This is a genomic window from Streptomyces sp. NPDC042201, assembly GCF_055582185.1.
This window is the reverse complement of sequence record NZ_JBVJDS010000003.1, coordinates 336,240-355,544: the sequence shown is the minus strand read 5'-3', so window position 1 is coordinate 355,544 and position 19,305 is coordinate 336,240. Positions and strand designations below refer to the sequence as shown.

The window sequence follows — 19,305 nt, the reverse complement described above, 5'->3', positions numbered from 1 at the left end:
CGTGCCCTCGGTTCGTCAAGCGCACCCGCGTGGATGCGAGACTTTGGCGGATTCGTACAACGACCGGGAGTAAGTGAGCAATCGATGGACGAGGCGCGGGCGCGGGAGATTCTGGCCGCGACGGGACTGCCGCGGGACGCGGAGCTGCTGGCGCTGGGTGAGAACGCGGTGTTCGGGACGGGCGGGCTGGTCGTCAAGGTCGGCCGGGACGCCACGGAGCACAGCGAACTGCTGGACCGCGCGCGGCGCGAGGTCTCTCTCGCATCCTGGCTCGCGGAGTGCGGCATTCCGGCCGTACGGGCGGCGGAGCAAGGGGCCCGGTCGGTGGACGGCCATCCGGTGACCCTCTGGCACCGGCTGCCCGAAGCCGTACGGCCGGCCGGGCCCGCGGATCTGGCGTCCCTGCTGCGGCTGGTCCACGCACTGCCAGCGCCCTCCTTCGTACTCCCCCGGCGCGAACTGCTCGGCGGCGTCGAGCGCTGGCTGCGGATCGCGGGCGACGCGATCGACCCGGACGACGCCGACTATCTGCGCGGGCGCCGGGACGGCTTCGCCGAGGCCGCGGCGGCGCTCACACCGCACCTGCCGCCGGGCCCGATCCACGGCGACGCGCTGCCCCGCAATGTCCATGTCGGCCCGGACGGTCCCGTCCTGGTCGACCTGGAGACCTTCTCCATGGACCTGCGCGAACACGACCTGGTGGTCATGGCCCTGTCCCGGGACCGGTACGGCCTGCCCGCCGAGGCGTACTCCGCCTTCACCTCGGCCTACGGCTGGGACGTCCGGGAGTGGCCCGGCTGTCCGGTCCTGCGCGGTGCCCGCGAGACGGCCAGCTGCGCCTGGGTGGCCCAGCACGCCCCGGCCAACCCCAAGGCCCGCGCCGAATTCCGTCGCCGGGTCGCCTCCCTGCGCGACGACGACCCCGAGGTCCGCTGGTACCCGTTCTGACGGCGTGTCCCGCTGCCGGCGTGTCCTGAGGGCGTCGCCGCTCAGCGCGTCGACGCCACCGGCTCACGCAGCGGCCACACCGGGTCGACCACCGCGTCCGCGTTGCCCTTCTTCCGCAGGAACTGCTGGAAGTCCGTCGCCCAGTCCGCGTACCACCGGATCTGACGCTCGTGCAGCTGGGCCGGGGTCAGTGCGGCGACCGATCCATGGCGGTTCGCTATCGCGGTGGCCACCCGGACCGCCCCCAGCGCGTCGGCCCCCGCGTCGTGGGCGGTGCCGAGCACCACCCCGTACTCCTCGCAGACCGCCTCCAGCGTCCGCTTGCCGCGGCGGTAGCGGTCGACGGCGCGGTCGATCGTGTACGGGTCGATCACCGGCCCGATCGGACCGAGCGACGGCAGGCCGTGCCGGCGCAGCTCCGCGGAGAGCAGCGTCAGATCGAACGGCGCGTTGTACGCCACGACGGGCACGCCGCGCGCCCAGTACTCCGACAGGACGTGGGCGATCTCGGCGGCCACGTCGGGCGCCGGGCGCCCCTCCGCCGCCGCCCGCTCGCTGCTGATGCCGTGGACGGCGGACGCCTGGGCGGGGATACGGATGCCCGGGTCGGCGAGCCAGCTTCGCTGCCGTATCACCTCGCCGCCCTGGACCTCGACGACCGCCGCCGTCACGATCCGCGCTTCCAGCGGCTCCGTGCCGGTCGTCTCCAGGTCGAAACCGACCAGCGGCTCTCCGTACCAAGTCATCGTGGCCCTCCCTCATGCTGCGGTGGTGCTTTCCCCGTTGGACAGTCACCCTGCCACGCACCACTGACAGTGCGGCCCGGGGCCGGACGGAGCCCCTTCAGGAGACCGGCCGGGAGTCCGTCCAGACCGACTCGAACTCCTCGCGGTAGGTCTGGAAGAGGCCGTGCTCCGTCTCCTGGCCCGAGCGCACCACCTCACGCCCGCCGCCCCGCAGCACCAGCACCGGCGCCTCCATGCCACGCGCCCGGCGCAGATAGGACTGGACGACGGCGAGACCGTCGGGGCCGTCACCGTCGACGAGATACGCGGTGAAGCGCGGCGTCTCGTCGAAGACATGGATCTCGAACGCGCCCGGGTCACGCAGTCTGGAGCGGACCCGCCGCATATGGAGGATGTTCATCTCCACCGAACGGCTCAGTTCGCCCTTCTTGAGCGCCAGCTCACGTTCACGCCGCTTGACCGCGCTGCTCGCCGGGTTGAGGAAGACCAGGCGTATCCGGCAGCCCGATTCGGCGAGCCGGATCAGCCGCCGCCCGGAGAAGTTCTGCACCAGCAGGTTCAGACCGATGCCGATGGCGTCGACACGCCGGGCGCCGCCGAAGAGATCCTCCGCCGGGATCTGCCGTTGCAGCCTGACCCGGTCGGGGTGGACCGAGACCACGTCCGCGTACCGGTCGCCGACCAGGTCCTCGACGGCGTCGACCCGGAGCCGCGCCGCGGACGGCACGCCGCTGCCGCCGCCCAGGATCTCCAGCAGCCGGGCCGAGGCCCGCTCCGCCTGGGCGAGGACCGTCTCGGAGAGCGCGCGGTTGCGGGACACGACGTTCCGCGCGACCTCCAGCTCGTCCAGCGCCAGTTCCACATCGCGGCGGTCGTCGAAATAGGGCTCGAAGCACGGCCAGTGCTGGACCATCAGCTCGCGCAGCTGCGGGAGGGTGAGAAAGCTCAGGACATTGTCGTCGGCCGGGTCGAGGAGATAGCCCTTGCGGCGCGAGACCTCCCGGACGGCGACGGCGCGCTGCACCCACTCCTGCCCGGCGGGTCCCGCCGCGGCGACCACCCACTCCTCGCCGTGCACGGGTTCGTAGATGGGTCGCAGGACCGCGGCGACCACGGCGCGCAGCCGCTGTTCCACCAGATTCAGCCAGATGTAGGCCCGCCCGGCCCGTTGCGCGCGCGTGCGGACTTCAGTCCAGGCGTCCGCGCCCCAGTCCAGTTCCGCCCCGATCTCCATCGGTCGCGCGAGGGAGACCGCTCCGGGCGGGATGTCGCCGGAGTTCCCCTCGTGACCTGCGTCACCGGGGGGTAGCTCCAACCCTCCCGAGCTCACCCGCGCACCGCCTTCCCTCCCCCTTCAACGATCAAGGAAGGGTACTCCGCCGACCGGACGCGGTGCAGCCCGATGCACAGGCTCCTTGCGCAACTCCCCTATTCGGAAGGCCGGTTCTCTGCGGCGAGTTCGGCCGTAGTGAGCTGATTCATAGTGATTACGCCCGGTCGGTGACGGGGCGCCACGCCACGCGCGGGGCCGGCCGGCCGGGGCCGGCGCCGGGGCGACAGCGCGGAACGCGAAGTTGACCCGCCGGCGCCGGCCCCGGCAAGAAGAGGCAAGAACCCACCGGGTTCCTAGGTGGAGGCGGCACTTTCGGGGAAGATCTGGCTCAAGAGCCCCGCAGCACCCGGATCAGAAATGGAAGAGTCATATCTATGCAGGTCTGGCCGGGACAGGCGTATCCCCTCGGCGCCACGTACGACGGCGCCGGTACCAACTTCGCGGTCTACTCAGAGGCCGCCAACCGGATCGAGTTGTGCCTGCTGCACGACGACGGTTCAGAAACGGCGGTGGAACTGCGCGAGACCGACGCCTTCGTACGGCACGCCTATCTGCCGGGCATCATGCCCGGTCAGCGCTACGGCTTCCGGGTCCACGGCCCGTACGAGCCGGAGCGGGGGCAGCGCTGCAACTCCGCCAAGCTGCTCCTCGATCCGTACGCGCGTGCGGTCAGCGGCAGTATCGACTGGGGCGAGTCGGTGTACGGCTACCACTTCGGCAAGCCGGACTCGCGCAACGACATGGACTCAGCCCCCCACACGATGTCCGCGGTGGTCGTCAATCCGTACTTCGACTGGGGCGACGACCGGCTGCCGCGTACGGACTATCACCGTACGGTGCTCTACGAGGCCCATGTGAAGGGCCTGACCATGCTCCATCCGGAGCTGCCCGAGGAGCTGCGCGGCACCTACGCGGGACTCGCCCATCCGGCGGTGATCGAACACCTGACGGAACTGGGCGTCACCGCGCTGGAACTGATGCCGGTGCACCAGTTCGTCAACGACCACCGGCTGGTGGACGCGGGCCTCAGTAATTACTGGGGTTACAACACCATCGGTTTCTTCGCGCCGCACAACACCTACGCGTCGTGGGGCGACCGGGGCGAACAGGTCCTGGAGTTCAAGCAGGCAGTACGGGCGCTGCACCGGGCCGGGATCGAGGTGATCCTCGATGTCGTCTACAACCACACGGCGGAGGGCAACCATCTCGGCCCGACGCTCTCCTTCCGGGGCCTCGACAACGCGCAGTACTACCGGCTCGGCGAGAATCCGCGCTACTACACGGATACGACCGGCACCGGGAACTCGCTGCTGATGCGCAGCCCGCACGTACTCCAGCTGATCATGGACTCGCTGCGGTACTGGGTGACCGAGATGCATGTCGACGGCTTCCGCTTCGACCTCGCGGCGACGCTGGCCCGCCAGTTCCACGAGGTGGACCGGCTGTCGTCCTTCTTCGATCTGGTGCAGCAGGATCCGGTGGTCAGCCAGGTGAAGCTGATCGCCGAGCCCTGGGACGTGGGCGAGGGCGGCTACCAGGTGGGGAACTTCCCGCCGCTGTGGACCGAGTGGAACGGGAAATACCGCGACACCGTACGGGACCTCTGGCGGGGCGAGCCCAGGACGCTGGCGGAGTTCGCCTCCCGGCTGACCGGATCGTCCGACCTGTACCAGGACGACGGGCGCCGGCCGCTGGCCTCCATCAACTTCACCACCTGCCACGACGGCTTCACCCTGCACGATCTGGTCGCGTACAACGACAAGCACAATGAGGCCAACTGCGAGGGCAACCGGGACGGCGAGAGCCACAACCGGTCCTGGAACTGCGGGGCGGAGGGCGAGACCGACGATCCGGAGATCGTGGAACTGCGGAATCGTCAGATGCGGAACTTCATCGCGACGCTGATGCTCTCCCAGGGTGTGCCGATGCTCAGCCACGGCGACGAGTTCGGCCGCACGCAGGGCGGCAACAACAACGCGTACTGCCAGGACAACGAGGTCTCCTGGGTCCGCTGGCCCGAGCCGGGCGCGGAGACCGACACCACCATGCTGGACTTCACCCAGGCCATGGTCTGGCTGCGCCGCGACCATCCGGTGCTCAGGCGCCGGCGCTTCTTCCACGGACGTCCGGTGGAAGGGACGCACGACGACCTCTCGGACATCTCGTGGTTCACCCCCGAGGGTGAGGAGATGACACAGCGGGACTGGCAGGCCGCACACGCCCAGGCCATGACGGTCTTCCTGAACGGCCACGCCATCTCCGAGCCGGGGCCGCGCGGTGAGCGGATCTCGGACGACTCGTTCCTGCTGATGTTCAACGCGAGCGCCGACGAGCTGGATTTCGTGGTCCCCGTGAACCACGGCCGCCAGTGGCAGATCATGGTGGACACGGCCCGCCCGGAAGGAGTGGCTCCGGGCCAGGGAGAGAAGGTCGACGGGGGCGAACGCATCACGATGATCGGCCGCAGTATGACGGTACTGATGCGTCCGGCGTAGCCCCCACGCTGATCGGCGGCTGCCTACCGGCGGCGCGGTGCGCAATATCCGATTGCCGCGCCGCCCCGCCGGATGGTGCGGTGGCCGGATGGATCACGACGCGGTACTGACACTGTTCGACCGGCGGATGCGCCAGGACTCACCTCCCGACGGCCCCGGGGCCCGGGTCGAACGGGTCGGGGATGTCGTACGGCAGACCGGCGCCGAGCACGACTGGAACGGCGTCCTGTGGTCGGGCCTGGACGAGGACACCGCGGACGCGGCGATCAGGGCTCAGATCGAGCATTTCACCTCACTCGGGCGTAAGTTCGAATGGAAGCTCTACGCCCATGACCGGCCCGGCGACCTCGCGGGGCGGCTGCGGGCGGCCGGGTTCACCCCTGAACCCACGGAGACGCTCATGGTCGCGGAGACCGGGGATCTGTCGACGGAGATCGAGCTGCCCGAGGGCGTACGGCTGCGCCCCGTGACCGACGCCGCCGGTATGGATCTCCTGGCGGACGTCCACGAGCAGGCGTTCGGCAGGGCCGACGCCTCGTTCAGACAGCGGCTGCGGGACCGGCTCGCCGAGGCCCCTGACACCCTCACCGCGGTCGTGGCCATGGCCGGCGAGGTGCCGGTGTCCGCCGCGCGGATGGAGCTGCCGCCGGGCCGGCAGTTCGCCGGCCTGTGGGGCGGCGGCACCGTGGAGGCGTGGCGCGGCAAGGGCATCTACCGGGCCCTGATCGCCTACCGGGCCGGGATCGCCGCCGCCCGCGGCTACCGCTATCTGCAGGTCGACGCCCAGGATCGGAGCCGGCCGATCCTTCAGCGCCTGGGGTTCGCCGCTCTGAGCACGACCACGCCGTATGTGTACCGGCCGTGACGGCGGCGCCGTCGGGTGCGCGTACGCAGGAGCCGATGACACACATGGCGCCAAGCGGGGTACGTACGAGCGTATGACGCCCACCGCGACCTACCGGCTCCAGCTCCAGCCGGACTTCCCCTTCTCGGCCGCCGAGAGGGCGGTGCCGTATCTCGCCGCGCTCGGGGTCTCGCATCTGCATCTGTCGCCGGTGCTGGAGGCCGTACCGGGCTCGCGACACGGCTATGACGTGGTCGACCACGCGTCCGTACGGGCCGAGCTGGGGGGTGAGGAGGGCCTGCGGCGACTGGCCCGTAAGGCCCGCGAGCACGGTCTCGGGCTCGTCCTGGACATCGTGCCCAACCACATGGCCGCCGCGCCCCGGCACAACAAAGCCCTCTGGGAGGTGCTGCGCGAGGGGCGGGACTCGCCGTACGCCCGCTGGTTCGACATCGACTGGGACGCCGGCGACGGCAAGCTGCTGCTGCCCGTACTGCCGGGGCCCCTCGGGGACGAGCTGGGTGCGCTGCGCGCCGAGGACGGTCTGCTGCACCACGGCGACCAGCGGTTCCCCCTCGCGGCAGGCACCGAAGGGCTTGGGCTGCCCGAGCTGCTCGACGCCCAGCACTACCGGCTCGCCTGGTGGCGGCTGGCCCGTACCGAACTCAACTACCGCCGCTTCTTCACCATCTCCGAGCTGATCGGGGTGCGGGTGGAGGACCCGGAGGTCTTCGCCGCCACCCACGCCAAGATCCTTGAGCTGGTACGGGACGGAGTCGTCGAGGGACTGCGCATCGACCACCCGGACGGGCTCGCCGACCCGGAGGAGTATCTGCGCCGGCTGAACGAGGCCACGGGCGGAGGCTGCTGGACGGTCGTGGAGAAGATCCTCAACGATGACGAACCGCTGCCCGCCGGCTGGCCGGTCGCGGGCACCACCGGCTATGACGCGCTGCGCCATATCGACGGGCTGTTCACGGACCCGGCGGGCGCCGGGGCGCTGGAGGAGCGGTACCGCGACGTCGCGGGGCCCGCCGGCGACCGCGGTGGCTACTGGGAGGGGACGGTGCGCCGGGCCGCGTACAAGGTGGTCATCCATGAACTGGCCGCCGAGACCGCCTTCCTGAGCCGCACGGCAGAGCGCGTCTGCGCCGCCGATCCCGCCCTGCGCGATCACGCGCCCTGGGCGCTGCGTACGGCGATCCGTGAGCTGCTGGTACGGGTTCCCGTCTACCGCCCGTACACGACGGCGGGCGGGCCGAGCCCCGAGGCGGCGGAGGCGGCGGTCTCCGAGGAGGCGGTCCGGCAGGCGAAGGCCGCCTTCGTGGTGGAGCGGGAGGCGGCGGCCGTCGATGTGGTGCGCGAGCTGGCGCTCGGCAGGCTCGGTACGGGCCCCGACCACACCGCGTTCTGCGCGCGCTTCGCGCAGACCGCCTCCGCGCTGCGGGCCAAGTCGGTGGAGGACACCGCCTTCTACCGCTATGTGCCGCTGATCTCCGCGAACGAGGTGGGCGGTGATCCCGGGCGGCCCGCGGTGAGCCCGGAGCGGTTCCACGCGTACTGCGCCCGGCTGGCGCGCGACTGGCCGGCCACCGGCACCGTACTGACCACGCACGACACCAAGCGCAGCGCGGACGTGCGGGCCGGCATCGCCGTGCTGTCCGAGTGCCCGGAGCGCTGGGACGAGCTGCTGGAGCGGGTGGCGGGGGCGCCGGCGCCGGACCCGCAGGTGGCGTGGCAGGCCTGGCAGACGGCTGTGGGGTTCACGCCCGCGGGCGAGGGGGGCGAGGGGGCGCTTCCCGAGGGCGCGCGGATGCTGCCCGCGCTGCTGAAGTCCGTACGGGAAGCGGGGCTGCACACCAGCTGGACGGAGCCCGATCCGCTGTACGAGCGGGCGCTGACCGACTTCGTCGAGGCGGGCCCCGCCGGACCCGCGCGCCGGACGGTCGCGGGCTTCAACCGCGCCCTCGCCCCGTTCGTACGGGCCAGTGCGCTGGGCGCGGCGCTGGTGCAGCTGACCATGCCGGGGGTGCCCGACCTCTATCAGGGCACGGAGCGTGCGTACTTCGCGCTGGTGGACCCGGACAACCGGCGGCCGTTCAGGACGGGGCCGCCCGACGAGAAGACGGTGGTCACGACGGCGGCGCTGCGGCTGCGCCGGGACCGGCCCGAGGTGTTCGGCGAGTCGGGGACGTACGCCCCGCTGCACGCGACGGGACCGGCCGCCGAGCACTGTCTGTCCTTCTGCCGCTCGGGCGAGGTGGTCACGGCCGTCACCCGGCTGCCGCTGCGGCTGGCGAAGGCGGGCGGCTGGCGCGGGACGGAACTGGTGCTGCCGGCGGGCCGGTGGGCGGATCTGCTCGCCTCGCCCGGGCGGGAGTTCGAGGGCGGCGCGCCGCTGGATCTGGCGGTGCTGTTCGCGGAGCGTCCCGTGGCGCTGCTCAGCCGCCGGGACTGACGAGCCGCGTCCACGTTGGCATCCACGCTGGCATCCACGCGGATAGTCGCGCGGCCGTCGCCGGCGTCCGCGTCACTGGGAAGCGAGCCGGAAACTCATCTGACCGAAGCTCACCATGTCCCCGTCGCGCACCACGACCGTCGTGGTCACCCGCCGCCCGTTGACGGTCGTGCCATTGGTCGAGCCGAGGTCGCGCAGCACCCACAGCCCGCCCTGCGTGCTCAGTTCGGCATGCAGCCGCGAGACCGTGTCATGGCTGAGCCGCAGCCCGTTCAGCGGGTCGCGGCCGATGCGCAGGGGGTAAGGACCGGCCTGCGGCAGCAGCAGTTTCGGCAGCCGTTCCACCTGCCACGCCCTGCGCAGCCGCTGCGAGAACGCGGACACCCGGCCCACCGTGCCGAACACCCGTCGCGACCAGCGGCCTTCGGTCTCCAGATCCGCGGTGAGTATCTTCAGCTCGTCGGCCCTGCGGGCGGCCAGCGCCAGATCCATCCGGCGCAGAAAGGTGTCGTGCGACAGCCTGCCCTGTGCCGCGCCCTCCCTGAGCACCGCAAGGACACGGTCGCGCTCGGCGTCGGAGAGCCGCGCGGGATACGTGTGGAACTCGAAGGAGGATGTCACAGATCTGATTGTCCGCCGGACGGCCCTGGAGTGTCCAGACTGTCCGGGGTTCCCGCCGCTCCCGGCGCCCCACTGACCTGCACCGGAAGGGACGGCTCCGGCTGCCGCGGCCCCTGCGGCCACGGTGACGGCGGGAAACCTCCACCCGATTCGTCGCATCTGCGGGCCCCGGGCCCACTCTCTTGTCACCATGTGGGGGACAGTGCCGATGACAAGGGGGAATCGCCCGTGCAGTTCGAGGTGTGGGCACCGCAGGCGCGGGACCGGGTCGTGCTCCATCTGGAGGACGGCGCCCGGCCCATGGAGCGTGATCCGGAGCGGGCGGGCTGGTGGACCGCCGGGGCGCCCGCCGCCGACGGGACGCGGTACGGCTTCGCCCTCGACGGCGGCCTCGTCCTGCCCGACCCTCGCTCGCGCCGCCAGCCGGACGGACCGGACGGCACGAGCGCCGTCGTGGACCAGGCGGCGTACGACTGGCATGCCCCGTGGCAGGGCCGTGATCTGCCCGGCGCCGTCCTGTACGAGCTGCACATCGGCACCTTCACCCCCGAGGGCACCTTCGACGCGGCCGCCGCGCGGCTCGCCCCACTGGCCGAACTGGGGATCACCCATGTCGAGCTGATGCCGGTCTGCCCGTTCCCCGGGACACACGGATGGGGGTACGAGGGGGTGTCGCTGTGGGCGGTCCACGAACCGTACGGCGGCCCGGAGGCGCTCAAGCGTTTTGTCGACACGGCGCACGGCCTGGGCCTCGGTGTCGTACTCGACGTGGTCCACAACCATCTCGGGCCCGCCGGCAACTATCTGCCGCAGTTCGGGCCCTACTTCACCGAGACCCACCACACCCCGTGGGGCGCGGCCGTCAATCTCGACGCTCCGGGCTCGGACGAGGTCCGCGCCTTTCTTCTCGGCAGCGCCCTGGCGTGGCTGCGGGACTTCCGGCTCGACGGGCTGCGGCTCGACGCCGTACACGCACTCGCCGACCACCGCGCGCTGACCTTCCTCGAAGAGCTGTCGACCGCCGTCGACGCCCTCGCCGCCGACCTGGGCCGGCCGCTCTTCCTGATCGCCGAGTCCGACCTCGGCGATCCCCGCACCACCACGCCCCGCGCCGAGGGCGGCCTCGGACTGCACGCCCAGTGGAACGACGACTTCCATCACGCCCTGCACACCGCCCTGACCGGCGAATCCCAGGGCTACTACGCCGACTTCGCCCGCGAGCCGCTCGCCGCGCTCGCGAAGACCCTCACCCGGGTCTTCTTCCACGACGGTACGTATTCGAGCTTCCGCGGCAGGGCGCACGGCCGGCCGGTCGACCGTACGAGAACGCCGGCGCACCGCTTCCTCGGCTACGCCCAGACCCATGACCAGATCGGCAACCGCGCGCTCGGCGACCGGCTCTCCGCCACCCTCTCCCCCGGGCTGCTGGCCTGCGCCGCCGCGCTCGTACTGACGGGGCCGCACACCCCGATGCTCTTCATGGGCGAGGAGTGGGGGGCGTCCACCCCCTGGCAGTTCTTCACCGACCACCCCGACCCGATCCTCGCCGAGGCCGTACGTACCGGCCGGCGGCGGGAGTTCGCGGCGCACGGCTGGGCGGAGGAGGACATCCCCGATCCGCAGGATCCCGGGACACGGGACCGCTCCTGCCTCGACCGGTCCGAGACCGGCAAGGAGCCGCACGCGCGGCTGCTGGCCTGGCACCGCGAGCTGATCGCCCTGCGGCACGGCCAGCCGGACCTCTCCGACCCGGATCTGGCGGCGATGCGGGTGGCGTACGACGAAGAGGCGCGCTGGCTGGCGTACCGCAGGGGCGATCTGCGGATCGCGGTGAACCTCTCCGGGGAGCCCGCGGAGATCCCCCTGGGCGGCGGCGGCCGGGTGCTCGCCGCCTGGGAGCCGGTCCGGCCGCCGGGCGCCGACGGGGTGCTCCGGCTGCCGCCGGAGTCCTGTGTCCTCCTCGCCGGCGGCTGAATCTCCGCGGGAACGGAGTCCGTTCGTCGGTCGACACGTCAGGCGACACGCCGGTCGACACGTCAGGCGACACGCCGGTCGACTCCTCAGTCGACGATCGCCATCTCGTGGGAGGTGTTGTTGAAGCGGCGGCCGGCGGTCTCCGTGACCGTGACGATGTCCTCGATCCGGACTCCGAAGCGGCCGGGGAGATAGATCCCGGGCTCGACGGAGAAGCACATGCCGGGCACCATCGGCCGCTCCTCGCCCTCGATCATGTAGGGCGGCTCGTGGGTGGTGACGCCGATGCCGTGTCCGGTGCGGTGGATGAAGTACTCGCCGTACCCGGCCGCCGCGATGACCGCGCGGGCCGCCCGGTCGACGTCCTGGCAGCCGGCTCCGGGGCGTACCGCTTCGAACCCGGCCTGCTGTGCCTCGCGCACGACATCGTGGACACGCCGCTCCTCGGCGGTGGGCTCGCCGACGTGGACGGTACGGGTGGTGTCGGAGCCGTAGCCGTGCTTGAGGCCGCCGAAGTCGAGGACGACCATGTCGCCCCGCTCGATGACGCGTTCATCGGCCTCGTGGTGCGGATCCGCGCCGTTGGGGCCCGAGCCGACGACGGTGAAGTCCACCTGGGAGTGGCCGTGCCGGAGGAGGAGCGCGGCCAGGTCGGCGGCCACATCGGACTCCCTGCGGCCGGCGAAGGGGACGTTCAGGATGTCTCCGTACGCGGCGTCGGCGGCCGCGCCCGCCGCCTCGACCCTGGCCAGCTCCCGGGCGTCCTTGACCGCCCGCAGCATCGGCAGGGCCTCGGTCAGCGCCACGTACGAGGTGCCGGGCAGTGTCTGTTGCAAGGCCAGCAGATGCATCGCCCAGGCGTTGTCGCTGACGCCGAACCGCCCGGCGGGATCCAGCAGCGGGGCGGTCACGCCGTACGGATCCTTGCCGTCGGTCCAGTCGCGCAGGGTGAGCGCGGGCGCGCCCACGGCCCGCGCTGCGTCCGACGCCTCCAGGGTGGGCACCACCAGCACCGGGTCCTGGCCCGCGGCGACGACGAGCAGGGTGAGCCGCTCGGTCTCCGCGGTGGGCCGGTAACCGGTGAGATACGCCAGGTCGGGTCCTGGCGCGATCAGCACGCCCGCCAGTCCCGCGTCGGCGGCCGACTCGGCCGCGCGGGCCATCCGGGCGCGGTAGTCGTCCGCGGTGAACGGCGCGGGGGTGGTGGACGCGGGGGTGGTGGGCATGGGTCTCCTTGCTGGGTGGGTTCGGTCCTCTGGGTTTTCCGGGCTGGCTCGGTTTTCCGGGTGGGCTCGGCCTTCTGGGTGGGTTCGGTCCTCTGGGTGGGCTCGGCCTTCTGGGTGGCTCAGTCCGGCAGGTCCTGCTCGACCAGCCGTTCCAGCAGCTCCTGGAAGTCGTCGCCGACGACGATCCGCAGCCCCTCGCCGTCCTCGTCCTCGTCGCTGAGCTGGGTGAGTGTGCCGCCCCGCCACCAGTAGACGTACGGGCTGATGGCCCCCGGGGTGTCCTCGAAACCGGAGGCGGCGAAGGCGGCCATGGCGTTCAGCGACGGGATCATGGTCATGTCGCGGATGACATGGAAGGCGAGCTGATGCCGGAAGGGGATGGCGACCAGCGCTCCGTCCGCGGAGATCCGCTGCCCGGTGACCTGCTGGACGACCGCCTCCAGCGCGAGGACCCGGCTGGCCGTGTAGAACGAGTCGCCGAGGAGCACCTCGAAGCGCATCCCGTCGGAGTCCTTGACCGTCTCGCTCACCTCGACCGGCAGCTCCCGGAGATTGCCCAGGGCCTGGTCACGCAGGTGCCTGAGCTCACCCAGCGGCTCCAGCGCCTCGTCCGTGAGCATCATGACGCTCTCGGGAAGGTCGAGGGCGAGCACTTCGTACAGCCCCGGGGCGACGGACCGCGCATAGCCGAAGCTCTGCGGGTCGAGACCCTCCCGGCTGATCACGCGCGGGTAGAGCTGGGCGCGGATCTGCTCGGGCGGCAGGGTGTCCAGGGCGGAGGGGGCGTCCATGGTCCGCAGCACCATCCCGGCGTGCTGCCGGGCCAGTTCGCCCCAGACGCGGGGCCCGCGGTCGTCGTTGTGGCAGACGGCGGCGAGATTGCCCAGGCCGAACTGGCGGCCGCCGCTGTCGGTCACCACGTCCGCGTAGACCGTGACCTCCAGGCCGTGTTCCGCGAAGGCCTCGCGGACCTGGCCGCGGAAGAGCGCGCCCTCGTCGACCGAGAAGAAGGAGAAAGCGGGGTCACGAGGCGTATCGCGTCCGTCACGCTTCGGCCCTCGTCGGAACAAACCCACGCCATCGCCTCCACTCGTGTCCGTGCCGTGTCCGTGCCTGTCTGTACCTGTCTGTACCTGTCCGTGTCCACGCCGGTGTCCGGGTGCGTGCTATTCGTCTCGATTGCCGTCCCAGTGATGATCGTCGCCCTGCCGACCGCCGAAACCCCGATACCAGGACCTTCCGGCCGCACAGATCCTAGGTCGTGTCGGACAGGGCCTGGATCCTGACCACGACGTCGGCGCGGTCCCGGCACTCCGCCACCAGCCGGGCATTGACCTCGTCCGACTCCCTGGCCCAGCGCTCGGCGCGGGGCCGGTCCTTGCCGAAGCGGACATGCCGGTCGATGAGCCGGGACACGCGCACCTCGGGGTCGAGCTCCAGAAACCAGGTCTCGTCGAGATGCGTACGGACCGGCGCCCAGGGGCCGTCGTCGTACAGCAGATAGTTGCCCTCCGTGATGACGAGAGGGATGTCGGCCCCGACGGGGATGCTGCCCGCCACCGGCTCCTCCAGGGAGCGGTCGAACGCGGGCGCGTAGACGACCGTGCCGGGGGCGGGGGCGCGCAGCCGGGCGAGCAGCGCGGCGTAGCCGGTGGCGTCGAAGGTGTCGGGGGCGCCCTTGCGGTCCGCGCGGCCGAGCCGGTTCAGCTCGGCCTGGGCAAGATGGAAGCCGTCCATGGGGACGAGTACGGCGAGCCCGCCGAGGTTTTCGACGAGCCGGACGGCGAGGGTGGACTTGCCCGCGCCGGGCGCTCCGGCGATGCCGAGGATGCGGCGGCGTCCCGACACGGCCAGCCGACGGGCCCGGCCGGTGAGGTGAGCGATCTGCTGCGCGTCCATGGGGGCATTGTTCCACCCTTGCCCCTGCGGTAGTCATACGTATAACGTAAAGACATGTCGCTTATCGCCCTGGTCACCCTTGTCGTCGACGACTACGACAAGGCCATCGCCTTCTACACGGACGCCCTCGGTTTCCAGCTGATCGAGGACACCGACCGGGGCGACGGCTCCCGCTGGGTCGTGGTCCGCCCCCGTGGTGCCGGCGGCTCCGGCGGCTCCGGCGACTCCGGCGACTCCGGCGACGGATCCACCGGCCTGCTGCTGGCGCGCGCCAAGGACGACGCGCAGCGCGCGAGCGTCGGCGCGCAGACGGGCGGCCGGGTCGGCTTCTTCCTCCACACCGAGGACTTCGCCCGCGACCACACCCGGATGGTGGCCGCCGGGGTCCGTTTCCTGGAGGAGCCCCGCCATGAGCCGTACGGCTCGGTCGCGGTCTTCGAGGACCTCTACGGCAATCGCTGGGACCTGCTCCAGCCCGCGTAGGGAATCGGCTCGTGCAGGGCGTCGGCCCGTGCAGGCGGGCGCCACGGGGCCCCGGAATTCCGGAAAGCACAGCCGGTGTGGCGGACGATCTGCTGGGATGGACGCGCACAGCTGACCGGTGGTGACGGGGGCGCGGGGCGGGGCCGGAGTCCGGGCGTCTTCCCGGGCCGCGGCGCCGGCGCGCGATCGTGGTCCGGCGGAGTGGTGGAGAGCCGCGTCGCGCCGGTACGGTCGGGCGCGAGATCCGGTCGGCCGCCCGCCGCTCCCGGTACGCTCCGCGCGGCTTCCTCCTCGGCGGCCGGGCGGCCTCCGTGCGCCTCGAAGAGCCCTTCCCCGCAAATCTGGTGGTTCGCTGACATGACGACCGTCATCCGCCCCTACTGCCTCGGCCGCGCCCCGGCGGCGCGGCGGCCCCACAGATGCCTGATGACGGCCACCGGGACGACGGGGGCCGGCGCATGAGCCTGGCACAGCTGCACTACACCTCCGCGCCGCCCGGACCCGACGGGTCGGGCTTCCGGTTCACGGCGGTCACGCCCGGCGTCCCCGAGTCGCTGCTCAGGGAGGCCGAGCAGCTCATCGGGTACGAGCCACCGCGCGACGCGCCTTCGCGTCCCACGGACGCCGAACTCACCGCGTTTCCGCAGGCGTTCAGTCACAGCGTGCTCTCGGACGGCAGCCGGCTCCTGGCCAGGACGGTCTACACGGGAGCGGACCACAGCGGGGGCTGGGGCAATTTCCACGCCCATGCGGTCCATCTGCCCGCCCATCCGCCCGCCCATCTGCCCGCAGGGGCCCGGGAGTCCGCGGGAGCGTCTCCCATCGGCGCCTGGAACGCTCCGCAGTGGGCCACCGCCACCCCGGCCGGCGGGGTGCCCGCGCCGATGGAGGAGCTCCCGGTGTCGCGGAGCTTCGAGAGGCGCGGGCTGGTCGAGTTCGCCGCCTCGCGCGCACCGTGGCTCGCGGGATTCTTCGCCGGTCTGCGCGCGCTGAGTGAGGACGAATCAGCCCTGCGGATCGTTCTTGTCGAGCGTGACAGCGCCGATGTGGCGCGGTGGATCGCGCTGGCCAGCAACGTCCTGCCGCGCGAGAGCGTCCACCGGCTGACCTTCACCACGTACACGCGACGTCCGCAGCTCGCCCGGCAGCAGATCATCGGGGTCCTGCCGGACGACGCGCAGGGGCTGGCCGGGGACGAGCGCCGTTACCGCGTCCTCGACCGCACCGGCCGTGAGCCGGCGGAACCCGTCGCGGACGCCTGGGCCGAGATCGCCGCGCGAGTCTGGCTGGGCAGGGCTCCCGAGGTGTTCGCCGAGGCGGCCACGCTGCCGGGCGGCCCATTCGCCCCCGGTCCCCTCGCCGTCGCCGCGCTGTGCACGGGGATATCGCCTGGTACGAACGGCCGTACGGAAGCGGCCGACTGGGCACGCGCGCACGCGCACGCGCTGGACGGCCGGCGACTGCAGCAGCTGGTCGACGCCCTGTGCGCGCCCGTCGAGGACCGTACGCCTGCCGAAACGGCGGCCCTCACCCGCCTGTTCGAGGCGCTCGACGGCAGGGCTCCGGCCGCCACGACCGCGCCGCTCGGGGCTCTGGTGCTGACCGAGGCCGTCCGCACGCCGCGGGCCGGGCTCGGACTGCCCGATCTGCGGCTTTCAACGCTCCCCGAGGAGCTCAAGCGGCGCCTCGCCGACGAGCTGGCCCCCGATCTGCGCGCGGGCATCGCGGCCGACCTGACGGACGGTGGCCCTGCCACCTCACGCCCGGTGGAACTGCTGCGCGTCGCCGAACTGCTCGGCGTGGACTGTACGGATCAGCTGCCCGGCCTCGCGCGCCGGCTGTCCCACGCGCTGATCGCGGAGCCGGAGGCGGCCTACACCCCCGCCGTACACACGGCGCTGGAGGAGTACTTCGACCTGCGCACCGCCGTGCTCAGCAGGCTCGACGGCCTCGCCGCGGGCGACCCTCCGGCCGGCGCCCGGCTGCTCAGCCGGACTTCCCTTCCCTTCCGGGGAGTTCAGGCGCTGCCGCATCTGAAGATGTGCGCCGAGGCTCCCGTACCGACGCCGGAAGGCGGTGACCGCGTCGGCGCACTGCACTCCGTACTGCGCGCGGCGGCCGTCTCGCCGTTCGCCGATCCGCTCGTGCTGCGCACCGCCGTCCGACTGGTGTGGGGCGACAGCACACCGACCGCGGGCGAGGCCCGGCTGATGCTCGCGGAAAGCGGGTCCGACGCCCACCGCGGGGCGGGCACCTGGCACGTCCTGGTGCGGGCCGCGCTCGACGGGCCCGGCGACAGCCCCGACGCCCCGGATCTCGCCCACGATCTGCTGCGCTGCTTTCCCGAGGAGCTGGAACCGCGCGTACGGAAAGCCCTGTTGCTCCTCGAATTCGCCGGGGAGCTCGCGGCGGGGCGGGCGGGATCGGGCTGGACGGACCGGGCGTTGTCGCTGCGGGCCGACGCGGAACCGGTGGAACCCGGCGTGCTGGAGCAGGTGTTCGGCGCCCTGTCCCGCGAGCTGCTCTCCGAGCAGCGGCCGGAAGGGGAGCTGTACGCCCTGGTGCACTGCGGCGACCCGGATCTCACCGCGGCGTACGGCAGGGCCGCCCGCGAGGACCGCGTACGCGACCGGCTGCGTACCGTCCCCGCCTATGCGGCCGACTGTTTCACCGCCTGGACCTCGCTCCCCGGGGCGAACCGCGCCTGGGACGAGAGCCGTACGGCCCTGCTCGACAAGGTGCTGCGTCCCGCCGTGCGTGCACTGCCCGCCGAGGACATCGCCGCGGTCGAGCAGTGCCTGGAGCGCACGGGCCGCAAGGCCGAGGAGTTCCGCACCTGGAACCGCCCGGGCGCCTTCGGCCGCCTCAGCCTGCGCTTCGGCCGCCGGTCATGACCACAGGGCAGGCCCGCTGACCCACCACGGTGGTTCAGCGGGCCAAGCCGGGCCACCGGGAGCGCGGTCGGCGGCAGCGAGCCGGCGCCGTCGCCCTCTCCGTCCTGCCCCGCCGAACCACCGTGAAGGAAGTCCGCACACCATGACGCAGCCCGCCCCCGTCGTCGTCAGCAACGTCGCAGGTTCCTTTGCCTGGGGCGTCCTCCACGACCGCCACCCGGCCCTGATCGAGCGCGTCCGCCGGGCCACGCCTTACCCGTCCGTGCAGCAGCGCGCCCTGGACGCCCTCCTGGAGGAAACCGCCGAGGACGGCGTGATCCTCCCCCTGCCCGACAGTGAGCCCGGCGCGGACCAGTGGCAGGACTGGGGCAAGGGGTACTTCGGCGGGCGCTGGGTGGACGCCCCGTTCCTCTGGGCGGAGAGCTACTTCTACCGCAAGCTCCTGGCCGCTCTCGGCTACTTCACTCCGGGCCCGTGGCAGGGCATCGACCCCTTCGCCCCGTTCAAGAACGCCGAGCTCGCGGGCCCCACCGTGGACGCCGAGCTGATCGCCCTCGATCAGCTTCCCCAGCTCCGGCCCGAGGAACGGAACCGCACGCTCCTGCACGCCTCCCTCTGGGGCAACCGCGCGGATCTGGGCTTCGCCCTCTCGGCGGGCGACACCGGTCTCGGCGACCGTGTCACCGGGCTGGTGGCCGACGACTCCGCCGCGCTGTGGGCGGCCCTGTCCGCCACCCGGCCGGGCAAGGTCTGCCTGGTGGCCGACAACGCCGGCCCCGAACTCCTCCCCGACCTGGTCCTCGCCGACCACCTGCTGCACACCGACCGCGCCGCGTCCGTCGCCCTCCACCTGAAGCCGTATCCGTACTACGTCTCCGACGCCACCACCACCGACACCCTGGCCTGCCTCCACCGCCTGGCCACGGCCCCCGGCTACGCCTCCGACATCGGCGAGCGCCTGCGCCGCGCCCTCACCACCGGCTGCCTCACCCTGCACGCTCACCCGTTCTCCTGCGCCCCGCTCCCCTACGCGGACATGCCCGCCGATCTCCACGACGACTTCGCCACCGCCACCCTGACGATCATGAAGGGCGACCTGAACTACCGCCGCCTCGTCGGAGACCAGCACTGGCCGGCCACCACGCCGTTCGCCGACGCCACGTCGTACTTCCCCGGACCGGTCACGACTCTGCGCACGCTGAAGTCGGACGTCATCACAGGGCTCGCCCCACAGACTGTGCGGGCGCTGGAAGCAGCCGGACCGGGCTGGCGCACCAACGGCACCCACGCCCTGGTCCAAGTCAGCTCGTAACCCGCTAGGACCAAGCGTGCCGAAGACGCGTCCGTCCCATCCGCCGGAGGCACCGGCCAAGGAGTTCGAGCC

14 protein-coding genes are annotated in these 19,305 nt (G+C 72.1%); 8 read left to right on the top strand and 6 right to left on the bottom strand.

Features of this window, described 5'->3' with window-relative positions:
* Positions 1-84 precede the first annotated feature (84 nt).
* Positions 85-948, top strand: coding sequence for a phosphotransferase enzyme family protein (locus ACZ6MZ_RS09055; protein WP_469350704.1), 864 nt, complete (start codon positions 85-87; stop codon positions 946-948).
* Between the two features lie 41 nt (positions 949-989).
* Here the strand turns inward: ACZ6MZ_RS09055 and ACZ6MZ_RS09050 are convergent, their stop codons facing one another.
* Complete coding sequence (locus ACZ6MZ_RS09050) at positions 990-1,694, bottom strand: exonuclease domain-containing protein (RefSeq protein ID WP_469350703.1); 705 nt, start codon at positions 1,692-1,694, stop codon at positions 990-992.
* Positions 1,695-1,791: 97 nt separating this feature from the next.
* Positions 1,792-3,024 (bottom strand): SAV2148 family HEPN domain-containing protein, encoded by a 1,233-nt coding sequence (locus tag ACZ6MZ_RS09045; protein WP_384188959.1) that lies wholly within the window; start codon positions 3,022-3,024, stop codon positions 1,792-1,794.
* 377 nt (positions 3,025-3,401) lie between these two features.
* On the opposite strand from ACZ6MZ_RS09045, the gene glgX reads away from it, so the two are divergent.
* The 3 genes from glgX to treY all read left to right on the top strand — a co-directional run bounded on the left by glgX (position 3,402) and on the right by treY (position 8,824).
* Positions 3,402-5,522, top strand: a complete 2,121-nt coding sequence (gene glgX / locus ACZ6MZ_RS09040) for a glycogen debranching protein GlgX (RefSeq protein WP_389791725.1) — start codon at positions 3,402-3,404, stop codon at positions 5,520-5,522.
* An 88-nt stretch (positions 5,523-5,610) separates the two neighbouring features.
* Complete coding sequence (locus ACZ6MZ_RS09035) at positions 5,611-6,387, top strand: GNAT family N-acetyltransferase (RefSeq protein WP_469350701.1); 777 nt, start codon at positions 5,611-5,613, stop codon at positions 6,385-6,387.
* Between the two features lie 73 nt (positions 6,388-6,460).
* Positions 6,461-8,824, top strand: a complete 2,364-nt coding sequence (gene treY / locus ACZ6MZ_RS09030) for a malto-oligosyltrehalose synthase (protein ID WP_389791720.1) — start codon at positions 6,461-6,463, stop codon at positions 8,822-8,824.
* Positions 8,825-8,896: 72 nt separating this feature from the next.
* On the opposite strand, the gene ACZ6MZ_RS09025 is transcribed toward treY, so the two are convergent.
* Positions 8,897-9,445, bottom strand: a complete 549-nt coding sequence (locus tag ACZ6MZ_RS09025) for an FHA domain-containing protein (RefSeq protein ID WP_389791718.1) — start codon at positions 9,443-9,445, stop codon at positions 8,897-8,899.
* Positions 9,446-9,673: 228 nt separating this feature from the next.
* Here ACZ6MZ_RS09025 and treZ point away from each other — a divergent pair, with 228 nt between their 5' ends.
* Positions 9,674-11,419 carry a malto-oligosyltrehalose trehalohydrolase gene (gene treZ, locus ACZ6MZ_RS09020; protein WP_469350698.1) on the top strand — a complete coding sequence of 582 codons (1,746 nt, stop codon included), beginning with the start codon at positions 9,674-9,676 and terminating at the stop codon, positions 11,417-11,419.
* Between the two features lie 86 nt (positions 11,420-11,505).
* Here treZ and ACZ6MZ_RS09015 read toward each other — a convergent pair whose 3' ends face one another.
* The 3 genes from ACZ6MZ_RS09015 to ACZ6MZ_RS09005 form a co-directional block, all read right to left on the bottom strand.
* Complete coding sequence (locus ACZ6MZ_RS09015) at positions 11,506-12,645, bottom strand: aminopeptidase P family protein (RefSeq protein WP_469350696.1); 1,140 nt, start codon at positions 12,643-12,645, stop codon at positions 11,506-11,508.
* Positions 12,646-12,764: 119 nt separating this feature from the next.
* Positions 12,765-13,721 (bottom strand): DUF1444 domain-containing protein, encoded by a 957-nt coding sequence (locus tag ACZ6MZ_RS09010; RefSeq protein WP_389791712.1) that lies wholly within the window; start codon positions 13,719-13,721, stop codon positions 12,765-12,767.
* Positions 13,722-13,899: 178 nt separating this feature from the next.
* On the bottom strand, positions 13,900-14,544 hold the full coding sequence (locus tag ACZ6MZ_RS09005) for a nucleoside/nucleotide kinase family protein (protein ID WP_469350694.1): 645 nt from the start codon (positions 14,542-14,544) through the stop codon (positions 13,900-13,902).
* 54 nt (positions 14,545-14,598) lie between these two features.
* Here ACZ6MZ_RS09005 and ACZ6MZ_RS09000 point away from each other — a divergent pair, with 54 nt between their 5' ends.
* The 3 genes from ACZ6MZ_RS09000 to ACZ6MZ_RS08990 all read left to right on the top strand — a co-directional run bounded on the left by ACZ6MZ_RS09000 (position 14,599) and on the right by ACZ6MZ_RS08990 (position 19,233).
* Positions 14,599-15,027, top strand: coding sequence for a VOC family protein (locus ACZ6MZ_RS09000; RefSeq protein ID WP_469350692.1), 429 nt, complete (start codon positions 14,599-14,601; stop codon positions 15,025-15,027).
* Positions 15,028-15,485: 458 nt separating this feature from the next.
* The gene (locus ACZ6MZ_RS08995) at positions 15,486-17,921 is read left to right on the top strand and encodes a GTPase-associated protein 1-related protein (RefSeq protein ID WP_469350690.1); all 2,436 of its coding nucleotides are present in this window, start codon (positions 15,486-15,488) and stop codon (positions 17,919-17,921) included.
* Between the two features lie 142 nt (positions 17,922-18,063).
* A complete protein-coding gene (locus tag ACZ6MZ_RS08990; RefSeq protein ID WP_469350688.1) occupies positions 18,064-19,233 on the top strand; it encodes a damage-control phosphatase ARMT1 family protein in 1,170 nt (389 codons plus the stop codon).
* The last annotated feature ends 72 nt before the right edge of the window (positions 19,234-19,305 follow it).

Excerpts from the sequence above, each read along its gene's own strand:
- ACZ6MZ_RS09055 (WP_469350704.1), top strand. The coding sequence starts at position 85 with ATGGACGAGGCGCGGGCGCGGGAGATTCTGGCCGCGACGGGACTGCCG.
- ACZ6MZ_RS09050 (WP_469350703.1), bottom strand. The coding sequence starts at position 1,694 with ATGACTTGGTACGGAGAGCCGCTGGTCGGTTTCGACCTGGAGACGACC.
- glgX (WP_389791725.1), top strand. The coding sequence starts at position 3,402 with ATGCAGGTCTGGCCGGGACAGGCGTATCCCCTCGGCGCCACGTACGAC.
- ACZ6MZ_RS09035 (WP_469350701.1), top strand. The coding sequence starts at position 5,611 with ATGGATCACGACGCGGTACTGACACTGTTCGACCGGCGGATGCGCCAG.
- treY (WP_389791720.1), top strand. The coding sequence starts at position 6,461 with ATGACGCCCACCGCGACCTACCGGCTCCAGCTCCAGCCGGACTTCCCC.
- ACZ6MZ_RS09015 (WP_469350696.1), bottom strand. The coding sequence starts at position 12,645 with ATGCCCACCACCCCCGCGTCCACCACCCCCGCGCCGTTCACCGCGGAC.
- ACZ6MZ_RS09005 (WP_469350694.1), bottom strand. The coding sequence starts at position 14,544 with ATGGACGCGCAGCAGATCGCTCACCTCACCGGCCGGGCCCGTCGGCTG.
- ACZ6MZ_RS09000 (WP_469350692.1), top strand. The coding sequence starts at position 14,599 with ATGTCGCTTATCGCCCTGGTCACCCTTGTCGTCGACGACTACGACAAG.
- ACZ6MZ_RS08995 (WP_469350690.1), top strand. The coding sequence starts at position 15,486 with ATGAGCCTGGCACAGCTGCACTACACCTCCGCGCCGCCCGGACCCGAC.
- ACZ6MZ_RS08990 (WP_469350688.1), top strand. The coding sequence starts at position 18,064 with ATGACGCAGCCCGCCCCCGTCGTCGTCAGCAACGTCGCAGGTTCCTTT.